Here is a 21,838-nt window from a genome sequence, read left to right on the forward strand (position 1 = left end):
TGTTGCCGTAATGACTATTTACATTGGTGAAGGAGCGATACATTCAAATGGGTAAATATTTTGGAACAGATGGAGTAAGGGGAGTAGCCAACGCGGAGCTGACTCCGGAGCTGGCGTTCAAATTAGGCCGTTTTGGGGGCTATGTATTGACGGAAAACGCAGAGCAGCCCAAAGTGATCATCGGCCGGGACACTCGGATTTCCGGACATATGCTTGAAGGAGCGCTAGTGGCAGGCCTCCTTTCCATCGGTGCAGAGGTCATGCGCCTTGGTGTGATTTCCACTCCAGGCGTGGCCTATTTGACGAAGGCTCTTGGTGCGCATGCAGGGATTATGATCTCGGCATCGCACAATCCGGTTCCTGACAATGGAATTAAATTCTTTGGCCCGGACGGCTTTAAGCTGTCAGACGAAGAAGAAGAAAAGATTGAAGAGCTGCTTGATATGGACGAAGATCAGCTTCCCCGTCCAACTGGTGCTGACCTTGGCAGGGTTGATGATTATTTTGAAGGCGGGCAGAAATATATACAATTCCTTAAACAGACAGTGGATGATGATTTTACTGACATCCATGTGGCACTGGACTGTGCAAACGGCGCAACGTCTGCTTTGGCTACCCATTTGTTCGCTGATCTTGACGCCGACACGTCTACAATGGGTTCTTCTCCAAACGGCCTGAACATCAATGACGGTGTGGGTTCCACCCATCCGGAAGCTCTCGCTGCTTTTGTAAAAGAGAAGAAAGCTGATATCGGCTTGGCATTCGACGGAGACGGAGACAGGCTCATTGCGGTGGATGAAAATGGCGAGATTGTAGATGGAGACCAAATTATGTACATATGTGCAAAATATATGAAAGAGGAAGGCATGCTAAAGAAAGATACTGTTGTTTCTACTGTCATGAGTAATCTCGGTTTTCATAAGGCAATGGAAGCCGCTGGCATGAACAGTGTGCAGACAGCAGTGGGCGATCGCTATGTTGTAGAAGAAATGAAGAAAAATGGCTATAACTTGGGCGGAGAACAGTCGGGACATATTGTATTCCTAGACTATAATACAACAGGAGACGGGCTGCTGACGGGTCTTCAGCTGGTCAACATTATGAGAATGACGGATAAACCCCTCTCTGAGCTGGCGAAAGACATAGTCAAATATCCGCAAAAGCTTGTCAATATCAAGGTGAGTGACAAACACCATGTAACTGAAAATGAAAAAGTGAAAGCTGTCATTGATGAAGTGGAAAGCGAAATGAACGGAAACGGCCGTGTCCTCGTACGTCCTTCCGGTACAGAACCGCTCGTACGGGTGATGGTCGAAGCGCAGACGGAAGAAGCCTGCCACCGGTTCGTGCAGCGGATTGCTGATGTGGTTGAGGCGGAAATGGGCTTGAAAGAATAGGATTAAAAGATGCATGGGATTTCCATGCATCTATTTTTCAAACAGTACCTTGCATTATACAATACTATATGATAATCTATAATTGCATAAGGATATTTTTTTAGTATCAGTACTGTATATTGATTAGTAGTAAATGTTGAACAAAAGGGGTGATTAAGGTTGAATGTGCAATTTAAGAAAGGTGTATTGGAACTTTGTGTTCTCGCTTTATTGGATCAACAAGACCGCTATGGCTATGAGCTTGTTCAAAAGATTTCCAAGCAGATTGCCATTTCTGAAGGATCCGTTTATCCGCTATTGAGGCGGTTGACGAAAGAGGGGTTTTTCAGTACTTATTTAAAAGAGTCCACGGAAGGTCCCTCCCGTAAGTATTATAAGCTGACGGATCAGGGGAGAGACCATCTATACCATTTGATCGAGGAGTGGAAGGAGTTCACGAATGGGGTCAATCAATTATTGAAAGAGGGTGTGGAGTCATGACGAAAGATCAATTCGTCAGCAGTCTAAGTTTGGCATTAAAAAGGCTTCCTGTGGAGGAAAGGGAAGACATCATCCGTGATATAGAAGAGCATTTTGCCTTTGGTCTGGAAGAAGGGAAAACTGAGGAACAGATCGCCGAATCTCTAGGTTCCCCACAGCATATGGCAAAGGAAATATTGGCATCTTACCATCTTGACCAAGTGGAAACAACAGCTACTGCAGGAAATGTTTTTCGGGCAGTTTGGGCAGTCGTGGGCTTAAGTTTTTTCAATGTAGTAATCGTGCTGGGCCCTTTTCTTGCCATCTTGGGAATCTTGGCTTCCGGGTGGATTTCAGGAGCGGCTTTCACTGTCACCCCATTGATGTTTTTGTTGAGTATTGTGGTCTTTCCGGCTTCGTTCGAATGGTTTGATCTATTTTTCACTCTTCTCCTGTCCGGATTGGGCCTTTTTATCGGAATCGGCATGTATTACTTGACAAAAGTTATATTTCGGGGATTTGTCCGCTATCTGAAATTCAATACAAGGCTTGTCAAAGGGGGACTGAAACATGAGCCTGCTTAAAAAATTAGTCATTGCAGCAAGTGTGCTGCTTGTCACCGGAATCATCGGAAGTCTTGTGACACTTCCATCCAAAATGGCAGCTGAAGATGTTACAGAAGTGAAGAATTTGCCGGAAGGCCCATTCTCCAATATTAAAGTTCACGCAAATAATGCAAAAATTGAGCTGCTGCCGGTTAGTAATCACTCGGCGACAGCTGAGCTCTCAGGCATGGATGAAAAAAAGTATCGTTTTCATGCGGACGTAAAAGACGACACATTGGTTATAGAAGTGAAAGATAAGCGAAAGTTATTGTTTGAAATGGACTTTATGTCAGACCGATCGATAAAAGTATTAGTGCCTGAAAAGGATTATCGTTTGATTGAGTTAAAGAGTGATAATGGAAGAATTGAGACCAAGAGCATGACGGCAAAGGAGCTGACTGCAGAAACAAACAACGGAAAAGTCAAAATGGATGATGTCGAGGCCTTAACGGTCCGCGCTGAATCTGACAATGGACGGATAGAAGCAAGGAATATCAGGTCTTCCTCATTCCAAGCCCGCACAAACAACGGCAGGATCGAACTGGAAGATGTGGAAGGGACGATACGGGCAGGATCAAATAATGGCAGGGTCTCTCTTGCTTCAGAGGAAATAGACCGCGATATTGAATTGACGACAGATAATGGAAAAATTGAGATTTACACAAAAGAAGAACCGAAGAATGCCGCATTTCATGTAAGTACGGGGAATGGAAAAATTGAGATTTTTGATGAATCGTATCGGGGGTCTGTCCTGCATGGAAAGGGTGATCATACGATCACGTTAAATAGCCATAATGGAGATATCACAGTCAGCAGATAGTAAAGAGTAACCGCCGGGTGAATGCAGGACCGGCGGTTACTTGCTGTTTCCCCTTATTTTTTTAGTTGCTCCTGTGCCATTTTAATCATCTCTCTGACCATATTGCCTCCAATGGGGCCTCCCACTTTTCCTGCCTGTTCAGAGGTCAACTGGCCGTTGTATCCTTTGTTTAGAGGAACTCCCTTTTCTTTTGCGACTTCATATTTTACGTGGTCCGGCTTGGAGGGGTTTACAGGATACCCTTTATCTTTCATAACCCGGGCCTTTAATTGATCCAGGCCTGCTCGAGCCTCCGGTACCAATATTCTTTTCTTTGCCATAGAAAAACCTCCTTTTAGGAATAGTGTTTCCTTGAAGGCAGGGGCTATGCTTTGGCAGGGTTTGTATTTTTTAACCACTTGATCAGCGCGGTTACGATCAAAAGCAAAGTACCGGTAAACAGAAATCCGCCGTTGGCAGACAGCTCCAACGCGCCTGTAACACTGGAACCGGCTACAACCCCGATAGAAAAGAAAGCATAAAAATATCCGTAGGCCTTCCCGCGGTTCCCATCAGACGTGGATTCGATAAGCAGTGAATTGATGGATGGAAAGAGAAAAGCAAAACCTACTCCGTATACAGCCATGCAGATAAACAGCAGCGGCAGATTGTGTGAAAGTCCCAGGCCAATCATGCATATTCCCATCAAGAGCATGCCGAATATTAACGTACTCAATGGTCTTAACCGGTCAAACAGGCGATTGGCGGGCGAGACAAAAATTAAAACAGCCACCACGCCAAAAGTACTTAACAATATTCCGCTGATCTCTGTGCCGCTGCCAAGCGCGTCCACCTTTAATGGGAGCATGTAGGCAAGGACTCCCTGTGAAAACATGAGAAAAAAGGCTCCGGCGAAAGATTTGAGGACCGAAGGGTTCCGAAATAAACGATGTACGGTACGCTTGGTATCCTGCGAAGAGGGGTGCATGGATACCGGGGCCTTTCTTAAAAGAATGACAGCAACCATTGCCAAAGCGAGCATTATTAAAGCGGTGGTCTGCAGTACAGTGACTTCATTCGTCCTGCTGGCCAAAATACCGCTGAATGCCGGGCCGATAATAGCGGCCATTCCGATAAACGCCCCGGATAAAGCAGCTCTTTTTCCTTTTTCGCTTTGGCCCGCTGTGTTCGCCATAAAGGTAAAAGCTGCCGGGATAATAAGGCCGGAATTCAGGCCATGGATAAAACGCACCAACAATAATAGGATGGGGTCAAAAGCCAGCTGGTATAAAAACAAAGAAAAACTGGTCAGCAGCAGGCCCGCAACCAGAAGTAGAAAAGGTCCTTTTTTATCGGTTAAAAAACCCGAAGCGATATTTCCGATCATATTTGTAAAGGAGTACAAACCTACGGCCAAACCCGCTGCGAATGGAGTGGAGCCAAGGGAAACGGCGAGCGGTGTCATAATCGGCAACTGTGAAAACAGATCGAAAAAAGCAAAGAAAATTATTATGTATACAAAAATGCGTATCAAGATGAACACCTCGTTCATGTAATTAAATTCTATTTTCTCTTGTTCCGCTTGATTAGGCAAGAAGTTAGACTTAGGAAAGAAGAAGGGCCGGGCATCAATGAATTGCCAAGCCTTAAAGGAAATTCAGTCATTATACCAATGCCTCGCGGTTTATTTAATCAAGCATGCACATGACGTTTGAATACATCGTGGTTTCGCCGGGAGGATGCATCGGTGCGAGGAGAATAAAGACAATTTTTTCTGGAGGCAAACGATGCCTTTTGGCGCCATGAAGCTGGCTCCATATCCCTTATTTTAACAGAAGCACTCCGATACTTTTGTTCTTGGATGATACCCATGAAAGTGCTACTCTTTTAATAAAGACTTTTCGCTGAAGCATTTAGTATGCCGGAATGGAGGGGAAACATTGAAAGTTTCGTTGTTTATTACTTGTTTGGCCGATGTTTTTTACCCTGAAGTAGGGATGGATGTCGTAGATGTATTAGAAAAAGCCGGGTGTGAAGTGGATTTTCCGGAAGGACAAACATGTTGCGGCCAGCCTGCCTACAGCACAGGTTATTTAGAAGATGCCAAGGCATCGATGAAGGGGATGATCACTGCCTTTGCTGATTCCGAATATGTCGTCACGCCGTCAGGCTCGTGTGCCTATATGTTCAAGGAGTACCCTGCTTTCTTTAAAGGTGATCCTGAATGGGAAAGCAAAGCGAAAATGTTAGCTGCAAAAACATATGAGTTCAGCCAGTTTCTTGTAGATGTTTTAAAGATGGAAGATGTTGGAGCTTCGCTGAGAGGCCGGGCAACGTACCACAAGTCATGCCATATGACCCGTCTTCTAGGTGTAGAGGAAGCACCGGAGAAACTGTTAAAGAATGTGGAAGGCCTTGACATGAAGCCACTTCCACGCAGCCAGGACTGCTGCGGATTCGGCGGAACTTTCTCTGTAAAAATGGGTGATATTTCATCGGCTATGGTGGATGAAAAAGTGGCACACATCAAGGAAACGGGCGCAGACATCCTTGTTGGGGGAGACTGCGGATGTTTAATGAACATCGGAGGACGGATCAAGCGCGAAGGGCTGCCCATTCAAGTGATGCATATTGCTGAAGTGTTGAACAATAAAAAATAAAAGGGAGGAGAGAGCAAATGGGAATCAGAATTGGAAATCTGGCATTTGATGAACGGGCGGAAGAAGCCCTTCAAGATCCTGATATCCAAAGAGCGGTGCCGCCTGCACAGGAACGTTTACAATCTGTTCGTGGCAAGGCAGTGGAGGAGTTGGGCAATTGGGAAGAATGGCGGGATCTCGGTGAAATAATTCGTTCGCATACAATTGAAAACCTTGATTATTATTTAAACGAATTAAGCGAGAATGTGGCAAAGCGCGGCGGGCATGTGTATTTTGCGGAAACCGCTGAAGAGGCAAATCGTTATATTGACGAAGTCATTCGGAAAAAGCAGGCAAAAAAAGTCGTGAAGTCCAAATCCATGGTCACAGAGGAGATCGGTTTAAATCCGGTGCTCGAAAAAGCCGGGTGTGAAGTGGTGGAAACGGACCTAGGCGAATATATTATCCAGTTGGATGAGGATCATCCCTCCCATTTTATCGGTCCTGCTTTACATAAAACAAAAGAGCAGGTTCGGGATATTTTTACAGAAAAACGGGGATACTTGGGCACGGAAAAGCCTGAAGAGCTGACGCAGTTTGCTCGGGAACAGCTGAGGAAGGAATTTTTAACGGCAGATGTAGGGATTACTGGCTGCAACTTTGCCATAGCCAATTCAGGAACCGTCGGCATCGTGACGAACGAAGGAAATGCCAGGTTGTCCACGACCGTTCCGAAAACGCAAATTACTGTGATGGGTATGGAGCGGATTGTTCCGACATGGGAAGATTTTGAAGTGATGGTTTCTTTGCTGTGCCGCAGTGCTGTCGGTCAAAAACTGTCTACGTATGTAACGTGCCTGAGCGGCCCGAAGGCAGAAGGGGAAGCAGACGGTCCGGAAGAATTTCATTTGATCATTGTAGACAACGGGCGCTCCAAGATCCTTGGAACGGAATTCCAGTCGGCACTCCACTGCATCCGCTGTGCAGCCTGTGTGAACGTGTGTCCGGTGTACCGCCATATCGGCGGCCATGCCTACGGATCCATTTACCAGGGACCGATTGGGGCTGTGCTCACTCCGCTATTAGGAGGATACGAGGAATATAAAGAACTGCCCTATGCGTCTTCCCTATGTGCAGCATGTACGGACGTTTGCCCGGTGCGGATTCCGCTGCATGAATTGCTCTATAAACATCGGCAGAAGATTGTTCAAGAGGAGGGCCTGGCCCCTGCCGGTGAAAAATGGGCGATGAAGACATTCAGGACAGTGACATCATCCAGCCGCCTGTATAAGGTGAGTACCAAATCTGCGACTGTCATGCGCGGAGTTATTTCGGGTATGTCAAGGAAAGGGCCGAAGGCCATCCAAGGCTGGACACAGTCGCGGGACCTGCCTTCTGTTGGGAAAAAGAGATTTCGGGATCTGTATAAGGAACGGAAGAAGGGGGCAGGGCAATGAGTGTAAACACCAAGAGCGGAGATGCCCGCGGAAAAATTGCCAATCGCGAGGGCTTTCTCGACCGCTTGGCGAAAAGCTTGGGAAGGGAACGGATCGTGGAAAAACCGATCCGCCCTGAGGAGAAGCTGAAGCCTCAATGGGACGTATTTTCTGATTTATCGCCTGACGAACTGGTCGAAGTATTAAAAAGCCAATGCCAGCTCGTTCACACAGAAGTGATTGAAACAGACAAGGCTCAGCTGGGAGCAGCAATGAAAGAAGCGCTTGATCGCAATCAATGCAAATCCATCGTGACATGGAAGGATCCAAGATTTGCAGAGTTTGGACTGGATGGTGTGCTCAGTCAGGAAGACTATGAGGTGACCGAATGGGATTCGCGTGACCGTGATGCCAGCATCGCTGCAACTGAACGGGCTGACGCTGGTATCACGTTCAGTGACATAACCCTGGCGGAGTCTGCGACCGTTGTCCTTTTTTCCAGCGAAGACAAAGGGCGTTCCGTCAGTCTATTGCCGAAAAATTACATTGCCGTGATTTCAAAAAGCACCATCGTTCCGCGGATCACACAGGCAGCAGCTGAAATTGACCGGCGGATCGCCGCCGGAGAAACGGTGGCCTCCTGTGTCAACTTCATATCGGGACCGAGCAACTCGGCTGACATCGAAATGAGCCTTGTTCTGGGAGTGCATGGCCCCGTGCACGCCACATATATCATTGTAGACGATGCCTAATGATGGCCGATTGGAGTGCGCGCCCTCCCTTTTTTGAGGCGCCGGCGCGCTCCCACTCTCTTATAAGTGCTCCCACTCTCTTATAACTGCTCTAACTCTCTTATAAGTGCCCCAACTCTCTTATAAGTGCTCCCACTCTCTTATAACTGCTCTAACTCTCTTATAAGTGCCCCAACTCTCTTATAAGTGCTCCCACTCTCTTATAAGTGCTCCCCCTCTCTTATAAGTGCTCCCACTCTCTTATAAGTGCCCCAACTCTCATATAAGTGCTCCCACTCTCTTATAAGTGCTCCCACTCTCTTATAAGTGCTCCCCCTCTCTTATAAGTGCTCCCACTCTCTTATAAGTGCTCTAACTCTCTTATAAGTGCTCCCGCTCTCTTATAAGTGCTCCCACTCTCATATAAGTGCTCCCACTCTCATATAAGTGCCCCAACTCTCTTATAAGTGCTCCCACTCTCATATAAGTGCTCCCACTCTCATATAAGTGCTCCCACTCTCATATAAGTGCTCCCACTCTCTTATAAGTGCTCCCACTCTCTTATAAGTGCCCCAACTCTCTTATAAGTGCTCCCACTCTCTTATAAGTGCTCCCCCTCTCTTATAAGTGCTCCCACTCTCTTACAAACTAGCTCTACTTATAATTACTTATGAAGGTCCATGATATAACGCCGGTAGCGACAGGAACCGATGGTCTCTAAATTCATGGAACGTAAAATTCTTGATGCTGTTTTCATATCGACCCGCAAAAACTTACGGCAATCCCGGTTTGTCATTTCCCTCCCCATGATCAAAAACCACTCACGAACTGTCCGCTCATGTGCCTTGTGATCAAGCAATCCGCACGATGCACAGCGCCAGCTCCTTTTTATTTTTACCATGCCTATTACACCACAGCGGAGGCAGATGACTCCTGTTCGGATGTCTTGTCTCGGGATGTTATAAATCTCGCAAACTGGTCTGGGAATGTAGGGCACATGACTTGTTAATAAAATATCAGCCAATTGATTGAATGTGTGCGGGTCAAGTAAAGTTTTCCGGCGTGGAAGCGATTGGATGAAGGAAGCTACATGGCTGGGGAAGAACACGGGGGTTTCAGCTGGAGCTTTCTCGACGATCTGCTTGGGGTAAGCCAATATGACGGCACGGTAAATAGGGATCCGTATTCCTTTGGTTCTAAGCCAAAGCTCAAGCAGGTCACCAGTACGTTCTACTTGCGCAGCAGGGCTTTCAAATCCGTCCACCTCACCGGTATCGCGAGTCCGAATCAGCTGGGGAGGATCATCTTTAAATTCCAAACGGCCAGCAATATTTTTTGCCTCAAACACAATACCGTAAAACCTGGTTAAAAATAAAGAGTCCATTTGAAAAAGGGGAGCGGCTGATAATGAAAGGTCGTGAAGGATGTTATGTTCAAAGGGGAATTTGTGCTTGCGAAGTGTTTTTGCCAAGAGATCTTCACCTGAAATGCCGGCTACAAGAGAAAATTCTTTTGCCGATAATACGGGAACTGCTTCATGTCTTGGGTTCAGACGCTTGAGTGATGCTTGAATCCCTTCGAGCAAAAGCGGTCTCCCCCTTTGTTTGATCTCGCTATTTTTCATATACTTCTCCTTTCTTTACAAGTATGATAACATATCTTGAAAGCGCATTCCATAGAGAAACATTATGAAACATCCCATTTCAAGGTGCTGTTCAATCATTTTACAAAAGTAGGTCATATCAACAATATGAAAATGGTATAAAATTTGCATGAGTAGTCTGTAAAACAGGCAGACTACAGGGGGAATGAATGATGACACTTAAAATTAATGAGGCGAGATTTCTGAGTTATATGGCAAAAAGCTCTTCGATAGGAGCAACAGAAAATAACGGATTAAATCGTTTAACACTGACCGAAGTGGATAAAGAGATGCGCGACCTATATATTGAGCTATTGAAAGAAGCTAAGCTGGAAGTCCGCATAGACGATTTTGGGAATATTTACGGACGCAGGGAAGGGAAAATAAAAAATGCGCCCGTGATCGCCTTCGGGTCGCATTTGGACACTCAGCCATGCGGCGGCCGATTTGATGGAATCTTAGGGGTCATAGCGGGATTAGAAGTCATGCAGACATTGAATGATCACGAGATCATAACAGATTATCCGTTGGAACTGATCAATTTTACGAATGAAGAGGGAGCACGCTTCAATCCACCTATGCTCGGCTCTGGCGGAATAACGGGCAATCTTACAAAAGACTTTATCTATGATGTAAAAGATTCCGACCATGTTCGCTTTGAAGACGCCTTAACAGCCATCGGTTATAAAGGGCAGGAGGCCAATCGTTTAAAAGAAGCAAAAAGTTTCGTTGAGCTCCACATTGAACAAGGCCCCATATTAGATAATGAAAATATTGATATAGGAATTGTCCAAGGCATTCAAGGTCTAACAAGGGTCAATGTTAAAGTGAAAGGGGTTACGAACCATGCAGGCGGTGCAAGAATGAAAGACAGGAAAGATGCTCTTCTTGCAGCTGCGTATATGATGATCGCCGCCAATAAGATGACAGAAGAAATCGAAGGTTTAAGAGTGACCGTAGGGAAAATTGATAACTTTCCCAACGTCATCAATGTAATTCCAGGGTTGGTTGAGTTTGTCATCGATATGAGGCATGACCGGGATGAAGTGCGGCATCAAGCTGTTCAATTGATAGAAGAGCGTTTATATGAACTGGCAACGGAGCATAATGTAAGCTGTGAAGTACATAGAGGATGGGAATACAATATGGTTCCTTTTGATCCATCTGTGATCCAAAAGATTCGAGAGGCCGTCAACGATTTAAACTATTCCGCGATGGACCTCTACAGCGGACCGGGACATGATGCAAAATATATGAGTACATACACTCCGACTGCAATGATTTTTGTGAAAAGCGTTGACGGGGTCAGCCACAATGAGAATGAATGGACAGAAGATGAAGATTTGATCAAAGGGGCAAATGTTTTATTGAACACGGTTCTGGGCCTGGCACAGAAGTAGGATTTTAGGGACTCCAGTGCCTCCCAAGGCTCCCTGCTGATAACGCGGGCAGCACCAGTCATAAAAGGGCCGCAATCCCTCACGCGGCCTCTTCCCGTGTTTCGTGGCGGCCACGATCGGGAAACGAGTTGTTTCAATCTGTAAAAATCTTAATCATTGTATTTAGGCCTCTCCACAAACCCATTTTACCCCCGAATCCAATCCTCATCTGCCGGACCCATCCAACGAAATTGTTCCATCTTAATCCGGCCATGGACATCGATCTCTACTCCTTCTTTGATAAGGAGTTCACGCTGCCGGTCTGCTTTAAAATGGACGACTTCACCTTTCGCGTTCACAACCCGATGCCAAGGAAGGCTATGCTTTGCGCTCATGGAGTGAAGGATCCGTCCAACCTGCCGGGCTGCCCGCGGGTTTCCGGCAATGGAAGCAATTTGCCCGTAGGAAGCCACCCGTCCGGGAGGGATCTCCGATATGGTTTCAATGACTTTTTTTGTGAAATCTTTCATTACCGACACCTCGCCCCCAGTATAGCAAAAGGGTATAATCATGAATAAGAAAGGGGTTGTCTGTATGATGAAGAACCTGGATGAATACCTTGAATTTCATGAGGACCGCTTTGTAAGAAAAAATCTTTTTCAGGAAGGAAAAACTACTGCTTTTCTCTTGAATTTTTTGCCGGGCCAAACCATTCCTCCACACCCTCATCCAAATGCTCATATCTATTTAACGGTCATCCAAGGGAAGGGAACCTGCACAATTGGTGAAAAGGAATTTTTTATGTCTCAAAATGATATGATCCATTGTACGGATGAGCAAATGCTTTCGATTGAAAATACAGGCAATGAACCGCTCAGTATCTTGTGTGTGATGGCAAAGGATTGAACTCTATATCATTGAAGGGTATGTGCTCCAGGCCTCAGCTGGTCATTCAGCGGGGCCCTTTTAGATGTTGCTGAAAAAGTGGAACTTTTTTTGCAGGCCATCCGTAGGAAGAGAGGTAGGGGTGAGCACGATGCAGACAATTTTAACGGTAGAAGGTTTGGGAAAAACCTTTAAACACAACCGAATTATTCAAGACATTTCCTTTGAGGTAAGGAAAGGTGAAATTATGGCGATTTTGGGGCCGAACGGAGCAGGGAAGTCTACCACGATCCGCAATATTATGGGAATTATGTATCCGGATGAGGGATTCGTAAAGTTTCATCATCATCCTTTGGGAGAAATTCCACGCCATACAATCGGTTACCTTCCGGAAGAGCGCGGATTGTATAAAAATGTAAAGGTCATGGAAATGATTTTGTATCTGGCAGAGCTAAAGGATTATCCATTGAGAAAAGCAAGGAGAAGGGCTCTGGAGTATCTTGAAAAGTTTAAACTGGAAGGAAAAGAAAAGGCATCAATTGAGGAATTATCCAAGGGGATGGGGCAAAAGGTACAATTTATCGGTGCGGTGATTCATGAGCCGGATCTCCTTATACTGGATGAGCCATTTTCAGGGCTGGATCCTGTCAGCCAGGAAGTTTTTAAACAAGAAATCACAGAACTTGCTGATCAGGGGACGGCTATTTTACTATCCTCTCACCAAATGAACATGGTGGAAGAAGTGTGCGATCGGCTGTTTATGATTCACCAGGGGACCAAAGTCATTGACGGAACCCTTGAGGAGGTCAAAAATAAATACGCTAATTTCAAATGCACCGTTAAAGGCCGGAATGATGCAGCTCTTCTTGAACAGGTCCCGAGTGTACAGAGGGTAGAAACAAATGGAGATACATCGATCCTATACTTGGCGCAGGATGTGCATATCCCAAGCTGGCTGAAACGACTGCCAGATGAAATGAATGTTTCGGAACTTACCATTGACCGGATTTCCCTTCATGAAATTTTTATAGATGTGGCAACAGGCCGTCATGCCGGGAATGGCACGTTCGAGGGAGGTAGAGAACGTGGGTAAAAGTATGAAAGTGGCCAAGTGGGAAATTAAACGAAATGTAACAAATAAATCTTTTATTATTTCTCTGTTAATGACTCCTTTGATATTTTTGGTGTTCTTTCTGGTCCCGTCTTTTTTCAATTCCGATTCAGAACCGAACAATAACTCCGTAAAGGTTTATGTACTTGATGAGCTAAATCTGTGGAGCCACATTCAAGAACTCGTCTCCAGTCACGAACTGAATTGGGATATAGAAAAGACTGACAATGAAGCCTCGGTACGCAGTGAGTTGAGCAAAACCAAAAAGACAGTGTTTATTCCTTTAACTGAACAATCGTTAGAACAGGGGAAAGTTCCCGTGTATATGAGCGCCGATATGGACAAAGATTTTTTGCTTGAAGCCAACTTGCTTGAAGTGCCACTCAGACAGCTGCAAATGGAACAGATCGGTTTAACGGAGGAACAAAAACTTGTCATGGATCAGGGAATATCTCTGGAGCCTGTTATCGAAAAGTCAGGCAGTGAAAAAAGAGATAAGGACAGTACGGCAGGTGACCCGCTGGAAAGGGCAGTGCCCGGGATATTTGCCGGCGTCATTTTATTTTCCATCGTCATGACAGGAATGATGATCTTTACATCAGCTTCCCAGGAAAAGAAAGAAAAAGTAGCGGAAATTATCTTGTCCTCCGTATCCCCGGGTGACTTAATGCAAGGAAAAATTGTCGGTTATTTTATACTCGGGATCATACAGGTCACTGTCTGGATAGCCGTTGCAATTCCGTTATTCATTTGGAAATTTGATATACCGCTTTTAACATATTTACTTGTTCCTGAACTACTATTGTTGCTGCTCATCTCGTTGGCGGGATACTTATTATTTGCGGCAATTTTTGTAGGGATTGGAGCTACTGTTGAGGATCTGACAGCCACAAGCAATTTTCAGGGAATGGTCATGATGCTGCCCTTCTTGCCGTTGCTATTTATCAGCCCGGTCTTTAATGATCCCAATGGGTTAATTGCTAAAATTACATCCTTTATTCCTTTTACGGCACCTGGTGTTCTGCTCATGCGCTTATCTATTCTGGATGAATGGCCTTGGATAGAACTGATCCTAGCCCTTGTAGTTCTTGCTATAAGTATTTGGGTGATGATGAAATTGGCCGGCAAAGTCTTTAAAGTGGGTATTTTAATGTATGGGAAAAATGCAACACCAAAGGAAATTTGGAAATGGCTGTGGACATAGTTGCTTAGGCAAAGGAAATGATGCAGAACGGCAGGTCCTCTTTAATGGGAAATAATTGAGCATGTTCATAAATTCCACAATTTTATCAGTAAAAAGCGGTTTCCTTATAAAAAGAATTGTTTTACAATAGGGCTAGTGCGTTCGGAGCATATCTGACGGACTGGCTTTTTTATGTTATGATACTTTAGTATGGTAGAGTGAAAAAGGGGAGGAAGAAAAATGAAATTGAGATTGTTTGCCATCAGCATGGCTATATTAATGCTCATCGCTGCCGGCTGCTCAAATAGCTCCAATGAAGGAGCAGAGGGACAAGAGGGCGGAGACGGTTCTGAAGAAACGCTCTCTGTGAAAATGGCCGTTCAGCCATGGGTAGGAAACGGACCGTTTTGGATTGCGGAAGAGATGGGGATTGACGAGAAACACGGAATCAATTTAGAAACGGTTTCTTTTGAGCAGGATTCCGATATGAACGCGGCTTTCGCCTCCGACAAAGTAGACGTTGCCAACCTTGCGACTCACACAACGATTCGGATGAAGGCCAATCAGGACCTGGATATGAAGGCGATTATCTTTATGGATGAATCCCTTGAGGCCGATGCCATATTAGCAACGGAGGATATTCAGTCCGTTAATGATCTCAAAGGACAAAGAATAGCTTTTGAAGAAGGAGCGACTTCCGAATTGCTTCTGCAGCAGGCATTAAGTGAAGAAGGCATGACATTGGAAGATGTGGAAACCGTATTTATGCCGGCGCATCAGGCAGGTCTTTCCATGATCTCCGGTGATGTAAAAACAGCAGTAACGTATGCTCCTTATATCAATGAAGTACTTGATAAGAAAAAAGAAGAAGGGGTGCACTTACTGTATACCGGCGCCAATTCACCGGGCTTGATCAGTGACATTGTTGTAGCCAAAACTTCGTTCTTCGAAGAAAATCCGGAAGTGAAAGAAAAACTTCGCGCAGTGTGGGACGAAGCCCTTCAATATTGGAGAGACAATGATGAAGAAGGAAACGAAATTGTGGCAAAAGGAAGCGGCATTTCTGCAGGTGAGCTGCCGGGTATCTTAAGCGGCTTGAAGTTTTACAACAGTGAAGAGCAGGCGGAAAAAGTCAGCTCCGGTGAGCTGAAAGAGGCTGCAGAAACCATTCAGAAGCTCATGCTGGAAGGCGGCAGCATGGACAAAGAAATCAATGTAGACGAAATCCTTGATATGGAATAAGTGGGTTCAGATGAAGCGGTATCCACTCATATCAGCATTAAGTATCTTTTTCATTTTTGGAATATGGAGTATTGTGACGTACGGGGGCTATGTGGACCCCCTCTTCCTGCCATCGCCAAGTGACGTGGTGCGCGCGGCCGCAGAGGAAATCGAAGAAGGCATCTTCTTTACAGATATCGGAGTCAGTTTTTACAGGATTCTCATGGGCTTTTTGATATCTACGCTATTTGCCTTGCCGATCGGCATCATGATGGGAACATCCAGAGCGTGGCAGTCGGTCTGGGAACCGGTAGTCGGCCTGGTCCGTTATATGCCGGCCGTAGCTTTTATCCCGTTGTCCATTCTGTGGTTCGGCACAACGGACACGCAAAAGTTCTTTATTCTGTTCCTGGGCGTATTTTTCCAGGAAGTCATCATGATTGCGGACAACTGTAAATCAGTAAACCGCTCACTCGTTGAAGTCGGTATGACGATCGGTTTAAAGAAATTTGAAATTATTAAAGACATCGTGTTCAGAGCGGCATTCCCGGGCATCATGGATACATTCCGGACAACATGGGGATGGGCCTGGACTTATCTAGTTGTCGCAGAACTGGTTGCTGCTTCTGAAGGCCTCGGATTTCGGATCATGCAGGCCCAGCGGTATTTGGCGACAGACCGGATAATTTTAGGGATTCTGGTGATCGGTCTGCTCGGCCTCCTTACGGATATGCTGTTTAAATGGTTATATCACCGCTTATTCCCGTGGAAGGAATCAGCCAAGGCAAAAGAATGATGGAGGGATAGCATGGGAGAAGTTCGTTTAAGGGCCAGTGATATTAATAAAATTTTTATCAGCAACAAAAAAGAAGTGGTTGCCCTCCAAGATGTTCATATGAACATTCAAACGGGAGAATTTGTCTCCCTGCTTGGGCCTTCCGGATGTGGAAAGTCAACTTTTCTTCGCCTTGTAGCAGGTCTTGATACATCAACGGGAGGCGAGCTTGAATTAGACGGCAAACCTATTACAGGAGCGGGAAGAGACCGCGGGGTTGTTTTTCAGCAATACAGTCTGCTTCCCTGGCTTCATGCGTGGGAAAACGTTGCGTTTGCTTTGAAAAAGGAAAAATCCTTAAATAAGTCGCAAAAGAAAGAAATGGCCATGCATTTTCTTAAACTCGTCGGGCTGGAAGGATTTGAAAATCACTATCCTTCTCAAATGTCCGGCGGAATGCAGCAGCGGGTTGCCATTGCCAGGGCGCTTGTGTACAAACCAAGCCTGCTCTTGATGGATGAGCCGTTCGGTGCGCTGGATGCTCAGACAAGGAAAGAAATGCAGGATCTGCTATTGCACGTGTGGGAAGAAGAAAAATGCAGCGTGCTGTTTGTCACACATGATGTAGACGAGGCCGTTTATTTGTCCGACCGGATTTACGTCATGTCGGCAAGGCCTGGCCGAATCGCTAAAGAGATTCAAGTTGAACTGCCGCGTCCCCGTGAATGGGATATGCAGCTGACAACCGAATTCATAGAATATAAACGTGAAATTATCATAGAGTTGCAGGGGAAACGAAATGTCTCCGCTGCGAAGCAAGCATAAGCCGCCCGTTGGGCGGTTTTTTCTATTTAATCAAACGTATGATCAAAAAGACGGGGGCTGCTTGTATGGGCTGAAGAAGTGTGGAGTTATTCAATTTTATTTTCCCAACCAACCGTTTGATTAGATGGAAAGGTAAGCTGGTCATGAGAACCTTAGTAAAAAAGGCGAAAGTTGTCAGTTTTTTTGTTCTATCAATTTTGCCAAGTCTCACATAATAGTCCAAAGCTCTGTTAAAATGTTGAGTTGTACAATAATAATTATAATTCAACCTTTGAAAATATTTGAAAAATTGAGGAGGATAACTATGCACAAAAAGAAGGCGCTCATTCTTTTTGCAGTGGCTGCTTTGGTAGTGATCGGCGGCGGTCTGTATGTTTATACGAGTAATCAACCTGCAACGGGCAATGCTGATGTAGAGCAGCCTGCAGATGAAACAGACGAAACAGCACAAGAGGGAGAACCTTCGGCGGCAGGTGTGCCCGATATCGAGAATTATGATCAGGCAGTGGTCTGGAAGTCCGGAAAAGAGGAGGAAGGAAAGCGTAAAATTGCACAAGTCCATGAATTTTATAATGAACTTTTAGGCTGGGGAAATGCCGAACATATTAAATGGGATTCTCTTAATTTCTCTCAGATGCAGGAGGATATACAAGAAATATATGAGACGGTAGAACCGAGTAAAATTGAAAATGATATAAGGAACGCTGAGACGCTCCTGCAGGTTGCTATTCATGAGCGGGACAGCATGTCTTTGCGCTGGCTGCATCGAATCGTCCATGACCTGGACTACCATCTGAATCAGGCGGAAATTGACCGGGAATGGGATGTCACGGATGCTTTTGATGGTGATCCAGACGTTGTCAGAAATTATTTGCTAGGAAGCGGATTTTTTGCCGGAAATGAATAGAGCTATACAATAGTGTATTCAATCAAACGTTTGGTTAAAAGTATGGTTATCCAGCACTGCTGCCAATATATGTTGATCAATCAAGGAAGCCCTCTCCCCAATCAAACCATTGGTTAACGAAACCTTTTCTATATTATATCCGTAAAAAGGATCATACGAGGGGGAGATTCCATGAAAAGAGCAGGTATGATCGGATCTTTGTTATTTATTGTCCTGGCAGCCGGAAGTATTATTTGGTATTTCAACACAGCCTCCGGCCAGAGAGCAGTGAAAAATGTGATATCTGATACGACCGGAGGGATGGAACGGGTTGTCAAAGTTTACAGCGAAGACGGCCAACTGATTGAACAGTATGAAGGGAAAATTGATATTCAGGATACGGAGTATGGAAATAAGATATTGTTTGATTTAGATGGAAAACGCATCATTATTTACAATGCAACGGTCATTACCGAAGAAAAGTAGAATTAAGGAGTACCTCCTTTGCTATTGATCCAGGACAACTGAGCGAAGTATGGATACCCATTTTTCTATATATAGTGTCATGGGGCGTTCTGGAGTATATCTTCTCGGACATGGCGCCTTTTACAAAGGAGCATGATGTCCATTGGTTTATTTCCAGTTCGGATCGGTGTCAAGGGGAGTTACAAGAATTTAAGATTAGACAACAGCAAGCGGTTCAACTCAGGGAATAAAGAATATCTTGCAACGTTTACCGAGACATGGAGATAAAGAGAAGAAACAGGTGTGGGTTCCATGTCCTATGAGATATGAGCCGAAACGGCATGACTGTCCAATCCCATAGGGTAAAAAGCCTCCGTATTATTATTCAAATGTTTGATTGGAAAAATAGAGGAATTGGGAATACGTCCGATAACTTATATCTCAGGCAAGTTTACTATTAATTAAACATTTGATTAAACAAAAATCGATGGCTCATAGAGGTTATCGATTTTTTTTTTACCATAAGAGAGGCTGGCCTGTCCCAGAAGGGAATTGCACAAACATTTTCCGTTTTTTCCCTTGCTGCTTTTAATGAAATAATATATACTACATTACAACAGTAATGCACCCATCCGGAGAGGGGATGTGTAGGTTGATCCAACTGAATGATTCGAAGCCGATTTATCTTCAGATTGCGGAATGGCTGGAGAATGAGATGATCGGCGGACGTTTTAACGTACATGATAAAGTGCATTCCCAATATCAGCTGGCGGATCTGTTTAATATCAATCCGGCAACCGCCGCTAAAGGGCTGAATGTATTGGCAGATCAAGGAATTTTATATAAAAAACGGGGGCTCGGTATGTTTGTTGCAGAAGGAGCAAAGGAAAGAGTGATCAGCAAACGGAAGAATGAAACGTTACGGGGATTGGTTCAAGAACTGGTGTGGGAGGCAAGGAGATTACATGTTTCCGAGTCAGATTTGATCGATATGCTGAAAGAGGTCAATACACATCTGGGGAGTGATGGAAAATGAGTGTCATCGAGTGTACGGATCTTTCGAAAAGATACGGAAGGCTTCAGGCGCTGAATCAGCTTTCCTTATCGATTAAAGAAAATAAGATGATTGGACTTGTAGGCCGGAATGGAGCAGGAAAAACCACCCTGCTGAAGCTGATTGCAGGGTTCATTCGTCCCACTTCAGGGGAGGTGAAGGTTTTTTCTGGAAATCCTTTTAACAGCTTGCGAGTATCGGCAAATAGTATTTTCATAGATGATGAAATGAGCATGCCGGCTGCTTTGACACTGCAAGAAATATTGAAAGAGGCGGGACGTTTCTATGAAAAGTGGGATGAAGAGCTTGCCAACCGTCTATTTGACTACTTTTCGTTCGATCCCCGAGCTTATCATGGCCAGTTATCCAAAGGAATGAAAAGCACGTTTAATATGATTCTGGGGCTCGCCTCCCGCTGTCCTCTTACGATCTTCGATGAACCGACAACGGGGATGGATGCAGCAGTCCGAAAGGATTTTTATAGGGCACTACTGAAGGAGTATATTGCCTATCCCCGTACCATCATTGTTTCCAGCCATCATTTAAATGAAATTGAAGATGTTCTGGAAGACGTTCTGTTGATCAATGACGGAAAAGTTCGGCTGCACTTGCCGGTTTCTGAGCTGAAGGAGTGGGCAGTCGGCTTAACAGGAAAAATATCTTCCTTGCGGAAATGGACCGAAGGGATGGAAATCATTCACGAAAATGAAGCTGGTCCCGGCCGTGCGTATATTGTGATGAAAAACGACTTTTCCCCAGATCAGCTTCAGCAAATGCGGCAGGATGGGATTGAGTCGGCTTCTGTGTCTGCCAGTGATGTGTGTGTCTATTTGACAAACAGGGGCGAGGGGGGAATTGACAATGTCTTTCATCGACATGAGCTTGTCTGACATTGTAAAAAGACAGTATGAATTTAAGTTGAGAGCCTTTTTAGGAGTTTTTACATCAATGGTGGGGATCCAACTGATCAGTATTTTGTTTTCACTGAGCGGTGTCTACTCGGTTGGTACCGGAACCAGTACAGGTGTCAGTATTACAGTTTCATATTTTTCTGCAGATATGATTATCATTTTTACGATCATATGGATCTTCATAACAAGTGTATTGATCACAACGAAGGCTTTCAGATATGATGATTTCACATTTGTAGCGAATCGTTTAAGCTCAAATATGGCGAACATTCTTTTTCTGCTGACAGCAAGCCTGATCGGTGGGGCATCGGCGGTCCTCAGCGGTTTTTTGCTTAAAGTCATCACTTTCTTTTTCGGAGATATTGTCTATGGTACAGGGAACAGCCTGATGGAAGCGCCAGCGGAATTCTTTATGGGAATGACAGCGGTGATTTTATACATGATCCTCTTTGCTTCGTTGGGTTATTTGGCCGGGATAATCGTACAGCTCCATAGTGTATTCATCTTTCTGCTCCCCGCTGTGGCTATCGGCCTGGGTATTTTCTTTGGAATCCGCAATGAGGGAGAAATGGGCAAACGCCTCTTTGATTTTATTTTTTCGGAGCCATCCCTAGTCACCTTTGTAATCAAAATACTCGTTTTATCCGCTATATCCTTTACGGCAGCGGTGTTTTTGTCGAATCGAATGGAGGTCAGAAACTGATGGCTGCTACTGGTTTTTTATTGCTGTTGGGTATAGCAGGCCTTCTGGTTTGGGGCATTAAGGGGAGTATGGGCATCCAGCATCTTTTGAAAAATAAAAGCTTGGTCAAAGTCCTATTCATTGTTTACGGCCTTGTACTCGTTGCATCAGTATTTACGTTTGAGGTACTCCCAAAAAGTGAAAATGTCTTTGTTCGTTCTCAGGCTGAAGAGCAATTCGAAGATGAGACCATGCGTTTGGACCAAGCAATTTTCAGCGGAAAAACCGAAGACATTGATCCCAAGTATATCCTCCATACATGGGAATGGGAATACACAGGAAATGAGCTTCACATTCAGAAGGGGGAAGATTGGTTCAATGGGCTGATTATTGTGGACAGAAAAGATAAGAATGACCACCTGGTGGAAGGCACCTTTTATGCGAGCACCATTATAGGCGGCATTGACTTTACAGAAGAGTATCGGCCTTATGATGTGAATTTGGAGAAGGATATCCTATATCTAAAAGGTACGTGGGCCGATAAGAATTTCAAGTTTACAGTCTTTGAAAAGGAATTTGTGATCACACAATTTAACGGAGAGCAGAAGCCCAGTGCGGGATTTTCAGGATTTCGGGACATGAACTATCTTTACCTGAAGATTCCCAAGGACTTAAAAATCGAAGAGGGAACCATGAAGGACTCTATTAATTATGTAGATGTGGAGGAACAGGTATAGTTATGAAAGAGGGTCC

General features: G+C 44.9%; 24 protein-coding genes. 20 read left to right on the forward strand and 4 right to left on the reverse strand.

Annotated elements, in window-relative coordinates:
- Positions 1–47: 47 nt before the first annotated feature.
- The 4 genes from glmM (at position 48) to ACFSCZ_RS19540 (ending at position 3,281) form a co-directional block, all read left to right on the forward strand.
- Entirely contained in the window at positions 48–1,397 is a 1,350-nt protein-coding gene (gene glmM / locus ACFSCZ_RS19525; protein WP_380776698.1) for a phosphoglucosamine mutase, read from the forward strand.
- A 159-nt stretch (positions 1,398–1,556) separates the two neighbouring features.
- Positions 1,557–1,877, forward strand: a complete 321-nt coding sequence (locus ACFSCZ_RS19530; protein WP_380776700.1) for a PadR family transcriptional regulator — start codon at positions 1,557–1,559, stop codon at positions 1,875–1,877.
- A complete protein-coding gene (locus ACFSCZ_RS19535) occupies positions 1,874–2,440 on the forward strand; it encodes an HAAS signaling domain-containing protein (RefSeq protein ID WP_380776702.1) in 567 nt (188 codons plus the stop codon). Before ACFSCZ_RS19530 ends, ACFSCZ_RS19535 begins: the two co-directional genes overlap by 4 nt.
- Entirely contained in the window at positions 2,427–3,281 is an 855-nt protein-coding gene (locus ACFSCZ_RS19540; RefSeq protein WP_380776704.1) for a DUF4097 family beta strand repeat-containing protein, read from the forward strand. Before ACFSCZ_RS19535 ends, ACFSCZ_RS19540 begins: the two co-directional genes overlap by 14 nt.
- A gap of 53 nt (positions 3,282–3,334) precedes the next feature.
- Here ACFSCZ_RS19540 and ACFSCZ_RS19545 read toward each other — a convergent pair whose 3' ends face one another.
- Positions 3,335–3,601 (reverse strand): alpha/beta-type small acid-soluble spore protein, encoded by a 267-nt coding sequence (locus tag ACFSCZ_RS19545; RefSeq protein ID WP_380776706.1) that lies wholly within the window; start codon positions 3,599–3,601, stop codon positions 3,335–3,337.
- A gap of 44 nt (positions 3,602–3,645) precedes the next feature.
- Positions 3,646–4,791, reverse strand: coding sequence for an MFS transporter (locus ACFSCZ_RS19550; RefSeq protein ID WP_380776846.1), 1,146 nt, complete (start codon positions 4,789–4,791; stop codon positions 3,646–3,648).
- A 409-nt stretch (positions 4,792–5,200) separates the two neighbouring features.
- Here ACFSCZ_RS19550 and ACFSCZ_RS19555 point away from each other — a divergent pair, with 409 nt between their 5' ends.
- The 3 genes from ACFSCZ_RS19555 to ACFSCZ_RS19565 are packed head-to-tail and all read left to right on the forward strand — an operon-like array spanning position 5,201 to position 8,087.
- Positions 5,201–5,920 carry a (Fe-S)-binding protein gene (locus ACFSCZ_RS19555; protein WP_380776708.1) on the forward strand — a complete coding sequence of 240 codons (720 nt, stop codon included), beginning with the start codon at positions 5,201–5,203 and terminating at the stop codon, positions 5,918–5,920.
- 17 nt (positions 5,921–5,937) lie between these two features.
- The gene (locus tag ACFSCZ_RS19560) at positions 5,938–7,356 is read left to right on the forward strand and encodes a LutB/LldF family L-lactate oxidation iron-sulfur protein (RefSeq protein ID WP_380776710.1); all 1,419 of its coding nucleotides are present in this window, start codon (positions 5,938–5,940) and stop codon (positions 7,354–7,356) included.
- Entirely contained in the window at positions 7,353–8,087 is a 735-nt protein-coding gene (locus ACFSCZ_RS19565) for a LutC/YkgG family protein (protein ID WP_380776712.1), read from the forward strand. The genes ACFSCZ_RS19560 and ACFSCZ_RS19565 overlap by 4 nt, the downstream gene beginning before the upstream one ends.
- Positions 8,088–8,730: 643 nt before the next feature.
- On the opposite strand, the gene ACFSCZ_RS19570 is transcribed toward ACFSCZ_RS19565, so the two are convergent.
- Complete coding sequence (locus ACFSCZ_RS19570; protein WP_380776714.1) at positions 8,731–9,690, reverse strand: nuclease-related domain-containing protein; 960 nt, start codon at positions 9,688–9,690, stop codon at positions 8,731–8,733.
- Between the two features lie 191 nt (positions 9,691–9,881).
- On the opposite strand from ACFSCZ_RS19570, the gene ACFSCZ_RS19575 reads away from it, so the two are divergent.
- Positions 9,882–11,108 carry a M20 family metallo-hydrolase gene (locus ACFSCZ_RS19575; protein ID WP_380776716.1) on the forward strand — a complete coding sequence of 409 codons (1,227 nt, stop codon included), beginning with the start codon at positions 9,882–9,884 and terminating at the stop codon, positions 11,106–11,108.
- A gap of 185 nt (positions 11,109–11,293) precedes the next feature.
- Here the strand turns inward: ACFSCZ_RS19575 and ACFSCZ_RS19580 are convergent, their stop codons facing one another.
- Positions 11,294–11,617: an MGMT family protein gene (locus ACFSCZ_RS19580; RefSeq protein WP_380776718.1), complete on the reverse strand. Its 324-nt coding sequence runs from the start codon at positions 11,615–11,617 to the stop codon at positions 11,294–11,296.
- Positions 11,618–11,681: 64 nt separating this feature from the next.
- Between ACFSCZ_RS19580 and ACFSCZ_RS19585 the strand changes: the two genes are divergently transcribed.
- The 12 genes from ACFSCZ_RS19585 to ACFSCZ_RS19640 all read left to right on the forward strand — a co-directional run bounded on the left by ACFSCZ_RS19585 (position 11,682) and on the right by ACFSCZ_RS19640 (position 21,822).
- Positions 11,682–11,993: a cupin domain-containing protein gene (locus tag ACFSCZ_RS19585; protein WP_380776720.1), complete on the forward strand. Its 312-nt coding sequence runs from the start codon at positions 11,682–11,684 to the stop codon at positions 11,991–11,993.
- Positions 11,994–12,123: 130 nt separating this feature from the next.
- The gene (locus ACFSCZ_RS19590) at positions 12,124–13,065 is read left to right on the forward strand and encodes an ABC transporter ATP-binding protein (RefSeq protein ID WP_380776722.1); all 942 of its coding nucleotides are present in this window, start codon (positions 12,124–12,126) and stop codon (positions 13,063–13,065) included.
- The gene (locus ACFSCZ_RS19595) at positions 13,058–14,287 is read left to right on the forward strand and encodes an ABC transporter permease (RefSeq protein ID WP_380776724.1); all 1,230 of its coding nucleotides are present in this window, start codon (positions 13,058–13,060) and stop codon (positions 14,285–14,287) included. Before ACFSCZ_RS19590 ends, ACFSCZ_RS19595 begins: the two co-directional genes overlap by 8 nt.
- A 219-nt stretch (positions 14,288–14,506) precedes the next feature.
- Complete coding sequence (locus ACFSCZ_RS19600) at positions 14,507–15,508, forward strand: ABC transporter substrate-binding protein (RefSeq protein ID WP_380776726.1); 1,002 nt, start codon at positions 14,507–14,509, stop codon at positions 15,506–15,508.
- A gap of 10 nt (positions 15,509–15,518) precedes the next feature.
- Complete coding sequence (locus ACFSCZ_RS19605) at positions 15,519–16,283, forward strand: ABC transporter permease (RefSeq protein ID WP_380776728.1); 765 nt, start codon at positions 15,519–15,521, stop codon at positions 16,281–16,283.
- Between the two features lie 12 nt (positions 16,284–16,295).
- Positions 16,296–17,087 (forward strand): ABC transporter ATP-binding protein, encoded by a 792-nt coding sequence (locus tag ACFSCZ_RS19610; protein WP_380776730.1) that lies wholly within the window; start codon positions 16,296–16,298, stop codon positions 17,085–17,087.
- A gap of 304 nt (positions 17,088–17,391) precedes the next feature.
- Positions 17,392–17,994: a hypothetical protein gene (locus ACFSCZ_RS19615; protein WP_380776732.1), complete on the forward strand. Its 603-nt coding sequence runs from the start codon at positions 17,392–17,394 to the stop codon at positions 17,992–17,994.
- Positions 17,995–18,165: 171 nt separating this feature from the next.
- Entirely contained in the window at positions 18,166–18,459 is a 294-nt protein-coding gene (locus tag ACFSCZ_RS19620; RefSeq protein ID WP_380776734.1) for a hypothetical protein, read from the forward strand.
- A 631-nt stretch (positions 18,460–19,090) separates the two neighbouring features.
- Positions 19,091–19,474 (forward strand): GntR family transcriptional regulator, encoded by a 384-nt coding sequence (locus ACFSCZ_RS19625; protein ID WP_380776736.1) that lies wholly within the window; start codon positions 19,091–19,093, stop codon positions 19,472–19,474.
- A complete protein-coding gene (locus ACFSCZ_RS19630; RefSeq protein ID WP_380776738.1) occupies positions 19,471–20,382 on the forward strand; it encodes an ABC transporter ATP-binding protein in 912 nt (303 codons plus the stop codon). Before ACFSCZ_RS19625 ends, ACFSCZ_RS19630 begins: the two co-directional genes overlap by 4 nt.
- Entirely contained in the window at positions 20,354–21,106 is a 753-nt protein-coding gene (locus tag ACFSCZ_RS19635) for a hypothetical protein (protein ID WP_380776740.1), read from the forward strand. Before ACFSCZ_RS19630 ends, ACFSCZ_RS19635 begins: the two co-directional genes overlap by 29 nt.
- Positions 21,106–21,822 carry a hypothetical protein gene (locus ACFSCZ_RS19640; protein WP_380776741.1) on the forward strand — a complete coding sequence of 239 codons (717 nt, stop codon included), beginning with the start codon at positions 21,106–21,108 and terminating at the stop codon, positions 21,820–21,822. The genes ACFSCZ_RS19635 and ACFSCZ_RS19640 overlap by 1 nt, the downstream gene beginning before the upstream one ends.
- The last annotated feature ends 16 nt before the right edge of the window (positions 21,823–21,838 follow it).

It is taken from the genome of Siminovitchia sediminis (assembly GCF_042680885.1).
In the GTDB taxonomy this organism is placed as follows: Bacteria; Bacillota; Bacilli; order Bacillales; family Bacillaceae_C; genus Siminovitchia; species Siminovitchia sediminis.